This window comes from Cryobacterium sp. PAMC25264, from assembly GCF_019443325.1.
Taxonomy (GTDB): domain Bacteria; phylum Actinomycetota; class Actinomycetes; order Actinomycetales; family Microbacteriaceae; genus Cryobacterium.
This window is the reverse complement of sequence record NZ_CP080383.1, coordinates 1,927,886-1,939,303: the sequence shown is the minus strand read 5'-3', so window position 1 is coordinate 1,939,303 and position 11,418 is coordinate 1,927,886. Positions and strand designations below refer to the sequence as shown.

Here is an 11,418-nt window from a genome sequence, read left to right as displayed (position 1 = left end):
CAGAACGGACACCATCGAATGAGCGTCACACAGGAACAGGCAGACTGGTTCGCCGAGGCGTTCGGCAAGCTGGTCGGCAACGTCGAACAGGCCATTCTGGGTAAGGAGCACGTGATCCGCCTGGTGGTCGCCGCCATGCTCACCAACGGCCACGTGCTGCTGGAGGACTTTCCCGGCACCGGCAAGACCGTGCTCGCCAAGGCGCTGGCCAACACCCTCGACGGCACCCACTCGCGCATCCAGTTCACCCCAGACCTGCTGCCCTCCGACGTCACCGGTGTGACCATCTACGACCAGGGCAAGGGCATCTTCGAGTTCCACAAGGGACCGATCTTCGCGTCCATCGTGCTCGCCGACGAGATCAACCGGGCCAGCCCCAAGACCCAGTCCGCGCTGCTGGAGGTCATGGAGGAGGGCCGGGTCACCGTCGACGGCGTCAGCCACGAGGTGGGCAGCCCGTTCATGGTCATCGCCACCCAGAACCCCGTCGAGCAGGCCGGTACCTACACTCTGCCTGAAGCCCAGCTCGACAGGTTCCTGTTCAAGACCTCACTCGGCTACCCCGACCACGACACCGCGGTCACCCTGCTGCTCGACTCCTCGAACCGCGCCCGGGATGCCGGCATCACGCCCATCATCGCGTCCAGCTCAGTCGTGACCATGGCCCAACTCGCTTCCGAGGTCTTCGTCGACGCCGCCGTGCTCGGCTACCTCAACGAGATCGTCACCGCCACCCGCACCGACGTCTCCTCCACGCTGGGCGTCAGCATGCGTGGCGCCCTGGCTCTCGCCCGCGCCGCCAAGACCTGGGCGCTGTCCCAGGGGCGCACCTTCGTCACCCCCGACGACATCCGCGACCTCGCCGTGCCCGTGCTGGCCCACCGCATCATGGTCGACCCGGAGGCCGACTTCGCCGGCGTCACGGCCGAAGAGATCGTCAACCGCATTCTGGTCGAGGTCGCTCCTCCCGCCTTCCGCGCCGCATGACGCTTCGCACCGAGCGTTCCCCCCAGAGAACCTCTCCGGCCGTCCACGCCCTGAGGTCGTTGGGGCGCGCGCTCGGGGCGGCCGCCGGCAATGCCTGGCGCCTGGCCCGGCAGCTGGTCGCACTCGTACTGCAGCGCATCCGCCCGGTCACGGACGTGGTCGGACCGGCCGGACGCCTGGTGTTCCTGGTCGCCGTGCTCGCCTTCGCCGTGAGCGCCCTGTTCGGCTGGGTGGAATTCACCTACCTGGCCAGCACGCTCCTGGCGGCGCTCCTGGTCGCGGTGCCGTTCATCGTCGGTCGGGCCACCTACGCCGTCGACCTGCAGCTCAACCCGCACCGTGTGGTGGCGGGGGAGCGGGCCCTGGGCCAGATGACCGTCACCAACTCCGGTGAACGCGCCCTGCTGCCCGCGCGGATGGAACTGCCCGTCGGCAGCGGTATCGCGGAGTTCGTGATCCCCGGCCTGGCACCAGCCGCCGAACACGACGAACTCTTCGCGGTGCCCACGCACCGTCGGGCCGTCATCGTGGCCGGTCCCGCCATCTCCGTCCGCGGCGACCAGCTCGGTCTTCTGCGCCGCACCGTGCGCTGGACCGAAGCCGTCGAACTGTTTGTGCACCCGGTGACCACCCGGATCGCCTCCTCGGCAGCCGGCCTGATGCGCGACCTCGAGGGCGAGATCACCAAGAAGATCACCAGCGACGACATCTCTTTCCACGCCCTGCGCGCCTACGAGCCCGGCGACGCCCTGCGTAATGTGCACTGGCGCACCTCCGCGCGCACCGGCCAGCTCATGGTGCGGCAGTTCGAAGAGACCCGACGCACCCAGCTCACGCTCGTGCACAGCGCTGAGAACCGGTATTACGCCTCGGAGGACGAGTTCGAGCTGGCCGTGTCCGTCACCGCCTCATTGGCGTTGCGCGTGATCCGCGACGGCACCGGCCTCAGCGTGGTGAGCGAGAAACTGGCCCTCCGCACCGCCACTCCGGTGGCCCTGCTCGACGACTCGTCCCGCATCGAACCGGTGAGCGACCTCTTCCCGGGCCTGCGCGAGTTCGCCCGCGCCGCCACCCGCCGGCTCCCGCCGCCCAGCGTCGTGATGATCGTCGCCGGCTCCACCATCGACCTCACCGAGTTCCGTGCCGCGCAGACCCTGTTCGGCAAGGACGCGACCACCCTCGCCTTCCGGATCGAGCCGGGCGCGCAGTCTCGGCTGTCCACCGTGTCCGGCCTCACCGTCGTCACCATCGGCGATCTGGCCGATCTGCCCAAACTTCTCCGACGGGTACACCGATGAGCCGCTCAGACCCCACCCCGCGCACCGCGACGCCGCAGGGCCCGGTCACACCGGCCGCTCCAGGTCCGGTCCGGGCCCGTCTGGCCGCCCTGCGTCCGTTCCCGTCCGCCGCCTGGGCGGATGTCGCTGTGCTCAGCCTGCTCTCGCTCCTCGGGGTCCTGGGCCTGGAGACCTCCTTCGGCGACTACAACTTCCTCGTGGCGGGACTCGGCGGCCTGATCGTGGGCACCGGCGCCGCCGTGCTCGGTTACGCCCTCCGGCTGGGCGTCGTCACCAACGTCCTCCTGGCGATCCTGGTCTACTTCCTCCTCGGCACGCCGTTCACCATGCCCGGCGAGGCCCTGCTGGGCGTGCTGCCCAGCGTCTCGTCCACGGCCGGTCTCGCGCTCGGCGCGGTCTTCGGCTGGGCCGACATCGTCACCCTCGGCACCCCCGTCGAGGCCCCGTACTACATGCCGGTGCTGCCGTACTTCGCAGCCTGGCTGGTCGCGCTGGTCGCCACCATGCTCGCCAGTCGCTGGTTGCCCCGGCACCGCCGCACGGTGTGGCGCACGGGCCTGCTGCTCATCGGCCCGGTGCTGCTCTACCTCACCGGTATCCTGATGGGCACCGACCAGACCTACTTCGCGGGCCTGCGCGGTGTGGCGTTTGCCGTCGTCGCCATCGTCTGGATCGGCTGGCGGCGCAGCAACCAGGGCTCCGCCAGCCGCTCGGGCGCCGCCCTGTCCGGCGCGGATGCGGCCGGCACCCGCCGGCTCTTCCGCCGCAAGCTCATCGGCACGGCCACCGTCATGCTCGGTGCGGTGCTCATCGGCGCCCTCGTCGGCGGCTTCCTCGCCCCGAACCCGAAGGACCGGTTCGTGCTGCGCGAGGAGATCCAGCCGCCATTCGACCCGCTGGAGTTCTCCAGCCCGCTTGCGGGCTTCCGGCAGTACACCAAGACGCTGGCCGACACCCCGCTGTTCACCGTCACCGGTCTGCAGCCCGGCGAGGTCCTGCGGCTGGCCAGCATGGACGCCTACGACGGCAAGCTGTGGAACGTGGCCGCGCCCGACACCCTCGTCGGCGGGTCCGGCAGCTTCCGGCTCGTGGGACGCACCATTCCTGCGCCTGCCTTGGCCACCAGTATCCAGAACAGCACGGTCACCATCGACGTCGTGGGATACGAGGACGTCTGGCTGCCCGGTGTGGGCTACCCGACCACCGTGGACTTCGACGACGCCGGCAGTCAGGAAGAGTCGGAGAGCCTGCGCTACAACAGCGACAGCGGCACCGCCGTGCTCACGAGCGGGGTGGAACCCGGCTACGAGTACACCGTGAGCGCCCAGTTGCAGCAGACGTACCGCGACGAAGACCTCCAGAACGTTCCCGTCGCCGATGTCACCCTGCCGGCCGTGCAGAACATCCCGGATGTCGTCGTGGCCAAGGCCATCGAATTCTCCGGCGGCACCGACACCCCCATCGACAGCCTGCGCGCCATCGAGCAGTCCCTGAAGACGAAGGGCTTCCTCAGCCACGGCCTGGCCTCAGACGGCATCCCGTCCCGGGCCGGCCACGGCGCCGATCGGCTGAACGAGCTCTTCACCCGCACCCAGATGGTGGGCGACGAGGAGCAGTACGCGGCGGCCATGGCCCTGATGGCCCGCAGCCTGAACTACCCGGCCCGCGTGGTCATGGGCTTCGCACCCGAGGTGGCCGAGGACGCCGCGAGCGTGGAGGTCACCGGTACCGATGTGACCGCCTGGGTGGAAGTAGCGTTCGAGGGGATCGGCTGGGTGCCCTTCTACCCGACCCCCGATCAGACGGATGTGCCTCAGGACCAGACCCCGAAGCCCAAGACCGAGCCGCAGCCGCAGGTGCGCCAGCCCCCGCGCATGGACAACGAGGCCGACGACCTGCTCACTGCCGTGGAGATCGACGACACCAAGAACGAGACCAAGGACAAGGACTTCGTTCTGCCCGTCTGGGCGTGGATCGCCATCGGCGTCGTCGGTATCCCGCTGCTGCTCCTGGGCCTCCCGTTGCTCATCGTGGCGCTGCTCAAGTCCCGGCGCCGACGCCGGCGCAAGACGAGGGGAACGGGCGATCAGCGCGCCGCAGGAGCCTGGTCGGAACTGACCGACGGTTTCGCCGAGCTCGGCTACGACGTGCCTCGCGACTCCACCCGTCGCCAGGTCGCCGCGAGCCTGGACAGCCAGCTCATCGCCCAGCTGGCCACCCGGCCAGAGCCGGCTGGTCCCCGGCCGACCGCCGACGCTCCCGCGTCTGACGTGCTGACCGCCGGAGCGCGTGGCTCTGATGCTTCGGCCTCTGGCGCTCTGGCCTCTGAGACGCCGCGGACCGACGCTGCCACAGCGGTTGCGCCGGTATCGACCGGGTCCACCCCGGACCTGACTGACGCGGACGGGCCGGCTACGGCCGGCTCGGCCCCGGCCCGGTCGGTGGACCTCATCGACGCGGCCGAGGTCGTGGCGGCACACCGGCTGGTGCCGGTGGCCGATGCCGTTGACAGCGCCGTGTTCGGCGGCCGCGAGATCGACGACGAGGTCGTCGACGAGACCTGGGTCCAGGCGCTGGCGTCCCTCGCCACAGCGAGTGCCTCCGCGGGCCGGTTGCGCCGTCTGTTCGCCCGGTTCCGGCTGCGCTCCAAGCGCGACTGGAACCAGGTCAATCTCCGCGGGGCCCGCGAGGGCTCCCGGGGCTCCGCACGAGGCCGAAGGTAGGGTTGCACGGTGGATACACCAGTGGATAAGCCGGGCTTCATCGTTCCCCCTCCGGGCCTGTTCCCCGCCGGCGACGACCGGCCGGACGCCCGCGAAGCCGGCGACCGGGCGCCGGCCCAGGCCTCCTTGGCGTCTCGCGCGGTGACCCGATGCCGGGCGAGCCGGCGCCGGAGCCCGGCCGGACTCCGGCCGCCGGGCCCGAAGCGGATGCCCGCATCGCGCCCCCGACCGGCGCTGCGGCACCCGCGCCTGCCGGTAGCCGGACCGGGCCGGCCGCCGCCGCTCCGTCGTCCATGATGAGCATCCCGGCGTTCCTCCCCGCACCGCTGGGCACCCTTCCGGTGCCGCCCCGCGCCACGCCGGCCGCACCGATCACCCCGCCCAGTGCCGACCTGGCCGCCACGAGCGCCCCGACAGGTGCCAGCGCGGCCACGGCGATCACCCCGCCCACGACGGTCACCCCGGCCGAGCCGAACACCCGTCCGCAGCCTCTGTAGCTGCCGCGGCCGCGGCACCGCCGACGGCCCCCCAGAACATCACCCCGGCGTTGCCGCCGGTCGAGCCGCCCGCTTCCGTTGCGACAGGGTGGACCCTCCGGCTCGCGGACGGGCAGGCCGTTGCCGTGACGGGGTCCCTCGTGCTCGGCCGCGACCCGGCACCGGTCACCCGGCGCGCGGCCACGATGGTCAGCGTGCAGGACCCGGCGCTCTCGGTCTCCAAGTCGCACGCCCTGGTGGAACTCTCCGCCTCCGGCGAGCTCACGGTCACCGACCTGCACTCCACCAACGGTGTCAGCCTGGCCGATGCCGCCGGGCAGCGCGTGCCGCTGGAGCCGGGCATCCGCACGGTCCTCGGCGACGGCGCCCGCCTGCTGCTCGGCGAGTTCGCCGTCGAGGTCTCCCGCGCCTGACGGTTCCCGAAACGGACATGTGCGCCCGGTGTGCCGGGCCCAGTTGTCCGAACGGGTACCAGTTGTGGCTACGGCTCGGTGTCCGCGTCGTCCCCGTTCAGCGGCGGCGACGATCCTGCCGTCGTGGGGGTGTTCGAGAGCGGCGGTGTCCTCGGCAACCACAGGGCGGCGCCGAATCCGAGCAGGCCGGCAAGCGCCAGTCCGGCATAGACCACGGTCAGTGCAGTCTGCCTGGCTTGGGCATTGATCGTGATCATCGCATCCTGCTGCTCGGCCGGGTACTCCGAGATTGCCGCGCTGAGCTGGGCGTCGCTGATGATCTGGGCCTTCTCGGTCACCGCGGTGTCCAACTGCGACTGCTCCGACGAGGTGAACGCCGGACTCTCGTCGATGAGGCTCGTGGCGGTCAGCACGAATACCGACAGGATCAGCGCCCCGGCAAGCGCCGTGCCGAGGGACGCCCCGATGTTCTGAGAGGTGTTGATCACTCCCGATGCTTCATTGGACCGCTGCGGTTTCACCGACGACATGATGAGGTTCTGGTTCTGGGAGGCAATGGTGCCCGCGCCGAACCCGACCAGCGCCAGCCCCAGGATGAATTCGGTGCCGCTCGTGGCATCCCGTGCCAAGAGGCCCATCATCGCGGCACCGAGCACGATGATGGCGAACCCGGCGAGGATGACCGAGCGCGGGGCGAAGCGGCGGCTGAGCACCCGCCCGCTGACCGCGGCCGAGAGCAGCACGGCCAGGGACAGTGGCAGCAGGGTGAGTCCGCTCTGGATGGCCGAGTAGTTCAATTCCATCTGCACATAGAGGGACAAGGCGAAGATGGCCCCCGTCAGTACGAGGTACTGAAGCAGCTGTACGGACGTTCCCGCTGAGACCGCCCGAAGGCTGAACAGAGTCAGGTCGAGGAGAGTGTCGTGGTGATGCCGGTCGCGGCTCCGTTCCACCAGGATGAAGACGATGAGGAAGAGCAATCCGATCGACACGAGCATCACGGTGGGCGAGATCTGACCGGCGGTGAGGACAACCTGTCCGAGCACCTCGACGTCGACACGGCTGACGAAGAGGCCATAGGCCGAGGCCAGCACGATACCCACGACGACGGTGATCAGTCCGGCGGAGCTGAGGAGGAAGCCCGGCCAGTCGAAGCGCGGTTTCCGGCCGAGGAACGGCGCATCCTTGATGATCTTCAGCTGGGTGAAGATGTACAGCGCGACGAGGAGTTCGCTGGCGAAGGCCAGACGCCAGGACAGATAGGAAGTGAACAGGCCCCCGATGATGGGCCCGATTCCCGCGGCGATTCCCGCGATCGCGGCGAAACCGGCGTACGCCTTGGCGCGGGCGGGACCGGCGGCGAAGTTCGAGACGATCAGCGACATCATGGCCGGGAGCATCATGGCCGCGCCGAGACCTTCGAGGATCGACCAGCCCAGGATGAAGACGCCCAGGGTGGGGGAGAGCGCGGTGATGGTCGTCCCGACGGAGTAGACGGTGAGACCGAGAACGAACGCGCGTTTACGGCCGATGATGTCGCCCACCTTGGCGCCGGCGATCATGAACGCCGCCATCACCATGGTGTACAGGGTGATGGCGTTCTGGATGCCGGGGACCGTGGTGTCGAAATCCGCCACCAGGGTGGACAACGACACGTTCATGAAGGTCGAATCGACCACGATGATGAACTGGGCAAGCAGGATCACGACCAGCACTCGGCCGGTCTTCGCTGGAGCGATTGTCTCCGTCATGCGCACACCATACGTCGACCGTGCGCGAACCGTGAGCAAAGCACCGGAATGCGCGAATCAGAGGGGCTCAGGTCACAGTTCGCGGCGGGTGCTGGGTGCAGTGTTAGCCTATGGTGTGCTGTTTAGTCGACTTCTTCTTCTGTGCCGCGACGAGTCTCGTATCTAACTAGGCCCACTCGTCGCGGAGTCTGTCGTTGGCTGACCACCGTTCCCGAGGAAGACGCACAAACATGACTACTGCATTGATCAACGACGCGGCGATCGAGAGTTCCCGTCCGCGCACCCTGGCCGAGAAGGTCTGGGACAAGCACCTAGTTGCCAAGGGCGAGAACGGCACGCCCGACCTCATCTACATCGACCTGCACCTGGTGCACGAGGTCACCAGCCCGCAGGCCTTCGACGGCCTCCGGCTGGCTGGGCGCCCGGTGCGCCGGCCGGATCTGACGATCGCGACCGAGGACCACAACACGCCGACCCTGGCGATCGACCGGCCCATCGCCGATCTCACCAGCCGCACCCAGATCGAGACGCTCCGCCGGAACTGCGCCGAGTTCGGCATCCGCCTGCACTCGCTGGGCGACATCGAACAGGGCATCGTGCACGTGGTGGGCCCGCAGCTGGGTCTCACCCAGCCGGGCATCACCGTCGTCTGCGGGGACTCGCACACCTCCACCCACGGGGCCTTCGGCGCCATGGCCCTCGGCATCGGAACCAGCGAGGTGGAGCACGTCATGGCCACCCAGACGCTGCCGCTCAAGCCCTTCAAGACCATGGCCATCACGGTCAACGGCACCCTCCGCCCCGGTGTGACGGCCAAGGACATCATCCTCGCTGTCATCGCCAAGATCGGCACCGGCGGCGGCCAGGGCTATGTGCTCGAATACCGTGGCAGCGCCATCCGCGCGCTCTCCATGGAGGGCCGCATGACCATCTGCAACATGTCGATCGAGGCCGGCGCCCGCGCCGGTATGGTCGCACCGGATGCCACCACCTACGCCTACCTCGACGGCCGCGCGCACGCGCCGCAGGGCGCCGACTGGGACGCCGCCGTGGAGTACTGGGACACCCTGGCCACCGACGAGGGCGCGACCTTCGACGCCGAGGTCATCCTCGACGCAGACACCCTCGAACCCTTCGTGACCTGGGGAACCAACCCCGGCCAGGGCGTGTCGCTCAGCGACACCGTGCCCAACCCCGCGGAGATCGACGACGCCAACGAGCGCAGCGCCGCCGAACGTGCCCTCGAGTACATGGACCTCGCCGCGGGGACCGCGATGAAGGACATCCACGTCGACACCGTGTTCCTGGGCTCCTGCACCAACAGCCGGGTCGAAGACCTGCGCGCCGCAGCCGAGATCATCAAGGGCAAGACCATCGCCGACGGCGTGCGGATGCTCGTGGTTCCCGGTTCCGCCCGCGTGCGGATCGAAGCGGAGGCCGAGGGGCTCGACAAGATCTTCCTCGCCTTCGGCGCCGAATGGCGTTTCGCCGGCTGCTCGATGTGCCTGGGCATGAACCCCGATCAGCTCGCCCCGGGGGAGCGCTGCGCGTCCACCAGCAACCGCAACTTCGAGGGCCGGCAGGGTAAGGGCGGACGCACCCACCTGGTCTCCCCGCTCGTCGCGGCGGCCACGGCCATCCGCGGCACCCTGTCCAGCCCGTGGGACCTCGTGCAAGACGGCACGGTCCCCGCCGGCCTCGTCCCGGCAAGCCTGTAGGAGATCCGACATGCAAAAATTCACCACCGTCACCGGCGTAGCCGTGCCCCTGCGGCGCTCGAACGTCGATACCGACCAGATCATCCCCGCGGTGTTCCTCAAACGTGTCACCAAGACCGGATTCGAGGACGCCCTGTTCTACGGCTGGCGTCAGGATCCTGAGTTCATTCTCAATCAGGAGGCTTATCGCAGCCCCCGAGTGCTGGTGGCCGGAGCCGATTTCGGTACCGGATCCTCCCGGGAACACGCCGTCTGGGCGCTGCGTGATTTCGGCTTCGACGTGGTGCTCAGCCCCCGGTTCGGCGACATCTTCCGGGGCAACTCGGGCAAGCAGGGCCTGCTCGCCGGCCAGATCAGCGAGGCCGACGCGGAGACCCTCTGGGCCGTGCTCGAGGCAGACCCCGGAATAGAATTGACAGTCGATCTGGTTGCCTGTACTGCCAGTGTCGGCGACCTCACAGTCTCATTCGAGGTCGACGAATACACTAGATGGCGACTGCTGGAAGGCCTCGACGACATCGGCCTGACTTTGCGCGACGAAGCGCGGATCGCAGAATTCGAATCCCACCGGGAGCCCTGGCGCCCCCGCACTCTCCCCGCAAGGCAGGTAAATTTGTGATCATCGTCGGCGAATCCAACCAGGTCCACGAGAACGTCAACGACCTCTCAGAGCGCGGAAACGCGCAAAGTCACGGAGCCAATGTGGGCCTGATCGGCGACAAGATCACCATCCGCGGCGGCCGCCCCCTGGTGGGTCGCATCGAGGTCAAGGGTGCCAAGAACCTGGTCACCAAGGCCATGGTCGCCGCGCTCCTCGGTGAGACGCCCAGCATCCTGCGTGACGTGCCGAACATCAGCGACGTGCGCATCGTGCGCGGCCTGCTCGAGGCGCATGGCGTCAAGGTCACCGAGGGTGACGAGCCCGGCAGCCTGCAGTTGGACCGGTGGACGTGGAGAGCGCGCACTACGCCGACATCGACGCACACGCCGGCTCCTCCCGCATCCCGATCCTCTTCTGCGGCCCGCTGCTGCACCGCCTCGGCGAAGCATTCATCCCCGAGCTCGGCGGCTGCCGTATCGGAGACCGACCGATCGACTACCACCTCGAGGTGCTGCGCAAGTTCGGCGCCGTTGTCGAGAAGCAGCCGGACGGCATCCGCATGTCGGCACCGAACGGCCTCAAGGGCACCAAGGTGGAGCTGCCCTACCCGAGCGTCGGGGCGACCGAGCAGGTGCTGCTGACCGCCGTGCGCGCCGAGGGCATCACCGAGCTCAAGAACGCGGCCATCGAGCCCGAGATCATGGACCTGATCAACATCCTGCAGAAGATGGGCGCCATCATCACGGTCGACACCGACCGGGTCATCCGCATCGAGGGAGTCGACAGCCTGCAGGGCTACCAGCACCGTGCCCTGTTCGACCGCAATGAGGCCGCCAGCTGGGCGGCGGCCGCACTGGCCACCGACGGCGACATCTTCGTCGGCGGCGCCAAGCAGGCCGAGATGCTCACCTTCCTCAACGTCTTCCGCAAGGTCGGCGGCGCGTTCGACATCCACGACGACGGCATCCGGTTCTACCACCCGGGCGGCGACCTCAAGCCCGTCATCATCGAGACGGATGTCCACCCCGGCTTCATGACCGACTGGCAGCAGCCGCTCGTGATCGCCCTCACGCACGCCCACGGTGTCTCGATCGTGCACGAGACCGTCTACGAGCAGCGCTTCGGCTTCGTCGACGCACTCGTGGAAATGGGCGCGACCATCCAGATCCACCGCGAATGCCTCGGCGGGCACCCGTGCCGTTTCGGCCAGCGCAACTTCAACCACTCCGCGGTCATCGCCGGCCCCACCAAGCTCGTCGGCGCCGACATCGAGGTCCCGGACCTCCGCGGTGGCTTCAGCCACCTCATCGCGGCACTGACGGCCGAGGGAACCTCCACCGTGAGCAACGTGGGAATCATCAGCCGTGGATACGAGAACTTCATCACCAAGCTGCGTCTGTTGGGGGCTGACTTCGATCTCGAAGGATAAT

8 protein-coding genes and 1 pseudogene are annotated in these 11,418 nt (G+C 68.6%); 8 read left to right on the top strand and 1 reads right to left on the bottom strand.

Annotation, left to right across the window (positions count from 1 at the left end):
* Positions 1-18 precede the first annotated feature (18 nt).
* The 5 genes from KY500_RS08925 to KY500_RS08905 all read left to right on the top strand — a co-directional run bounded on the left by KY500_RS08925 (position 19) and on the right by KY500_RS08905 (position 5,918).
* Complete coding sequence (locus KY500_RS08925) at positions 19-987, top strand: MoxR family ATPase (protein ID WP_066596260.1); 969 nt, start codon at positions 19-21, stop codon at positions 985-987.
* The gene (locus tag KY500_RS08920) at positions 984-2,285 is read left to right on the top strand and encodes a DUF58 domain-containing protein (RefSeq protein WP_219903139.1); all 1,302 of its coding nucleotides are present in this window, start codon (positions 984-986) and stop codon (positions 2,283-2,285) included. The genes KY500_RS08925 and KY500_RS08920 overlap by 4 nt, the downstream gene beginning before the upstream one ends.
* The gene (locus KY500_RS08915) at positions 2,282-5,008 is read left to right on the top strand and encodes a transglutaminase domain-containing protein (protein WP_219903138.1); all 2,727 of its coding nucleotides are present in this window, start codon (positions 2,282-2,284) and stop codon (positions 5,006-5,008) included. Before KY500_RS08920 ends, KY500_RS08915 begins: the two co-directional genes overlap by 4 nt.
* Positions 5,009-5,157: 149 nt before the next feature.
* A complete protein-coding gene (locus KY500_RS08910) occupies positions 5,158-5,505 on the top strand; it encodes a hypothetical protein (protein WP_219903137.1) in 348 nt (115 codons plus the stop codon).
* A 125-nt stretch (positions 5,506-5,630) separates the two neighbouring features.
* The gene (locus KY500_RS08905; protein WP_219903136.1) at positions 5,631-5,918 is read left to right on the top strand and encodes an FHA domain-containing protein; all 288 of its coding nucleotides are present in this window, start codon (positions 5,631-5,633) and stop codon (positions 5,916-5,918) included.
* Between the two features lie 68 nt (positions 5,919-5,986).
* Here the strand turns inward: KY500_RS08905 and KY500_RS08900 are convergent, their stop codons facing one another.
* The gene (locus tag KY500_RS08900) at positions 5,987-7,669 is read right to left on the bottom strand and encodes an MFS transporter (RefSeq protein WP_219903135.1); all 1,683 of its coding nucleotides are present in this window, start codon (positions 7,667-7,669) and stop codon (positions 5,987-5,989) included.
* A 230-nt stretch (positions 7,670-7,899) separates the two neighbouring features.
* Here KY500_RS08900 and leuC point away from each other — a divergent pair, with 230 nt between their 5' ends.
* From leuC to murA, 3 genes and pseudogenes are all read left to right on the top strand, one after another.
* Positions 7,900-9,387 carry a 3-isopropylmalate dehydratase large subunit gene (leuC, locus tag KY500_RS08895; protein ID WP_219903134.1) on the top strand — a complete coding sequence of 496 codons (1,488 nt, stop codon included), beginning with the start codon at positions 7,900-7,902 and terminating at the stop codon, positions 9,385-9,387.
* 10 nt (positions 9,388-9,397) lie between these two features.
* Positions 9,398-10,006, top strand: coding sequence for a 3-isopropylmalate dehydratase small subunit (leuD, locus tag KY500_RS08890; RefSeq protein WP_219903133.1), 609 nt, complete (start codon positions 9,398-9,400; stop codon positions 10,004-10,006).
* 83 nt (positions 10,007-10,089) lie between these two features.
* Positions 10,090-11,417: pseudogene (murA, locus tag KY500_RS08885) on the top strand (UDP-N-acetylglucosamine 1-carboxyvinyltransferase).
* The last annotated feature ends 1 nt before the right edge of the window (position 11,418 follow it).

Excerpts from the sequence above, each read along its gene's own strand:
- KY500_RS08915 (WP_219903138.1), top strand. The coding sequence starts at position 2,282 with ATGAGCCGCTCAGACCCCACCCCGCGCACCGCGACGCCGCAGGGCCCG.
- leuD (WP_219903133.1), top strand. The coding sequence starts at position 9,398 with ATGCAAAAATTCACCACCGTCACCGGCGTAGCCGTGCCCCTGCGGCGC.
- KY500_RS08900 (WP_219903135.1), bottom strand. The coding sequence starts at position 7,669 with ATGACGGAGACAATCGCTCCAGCGAAGACCGGCCGAGTGCTGGTCGTG.
- leuC (WP_219903134.1), top strand. The coding sequence starts at position 7,900 with ATGACTACTGCATTGATCAACGACGCGGCGATCGAGAGTTCCCGTCCG.
- KY500_RS08920 (WP_219903139.1), top strand. The coding sequence starts at position 984 with ATGACGCTTCGCACCGAGCGTTCCCCCCAGAGAACCTCTCCGGCCGTC.
- KY500_RS08910 (WP_219903137.1), top strand. The coding sequence starts at position 5,158 with ATGCCGGGCGAGCCGGCGCCGGAGCCCGGCCGGACTCCGGCCGCCGGG.
- KY500_RS08925 (WP_066596260.1), top strand. The coding sequence starts at position 19 with ATGAGCGTCACACAGGAACAGGCAGACTGGTTCGCCGAGGCGTTCGGC.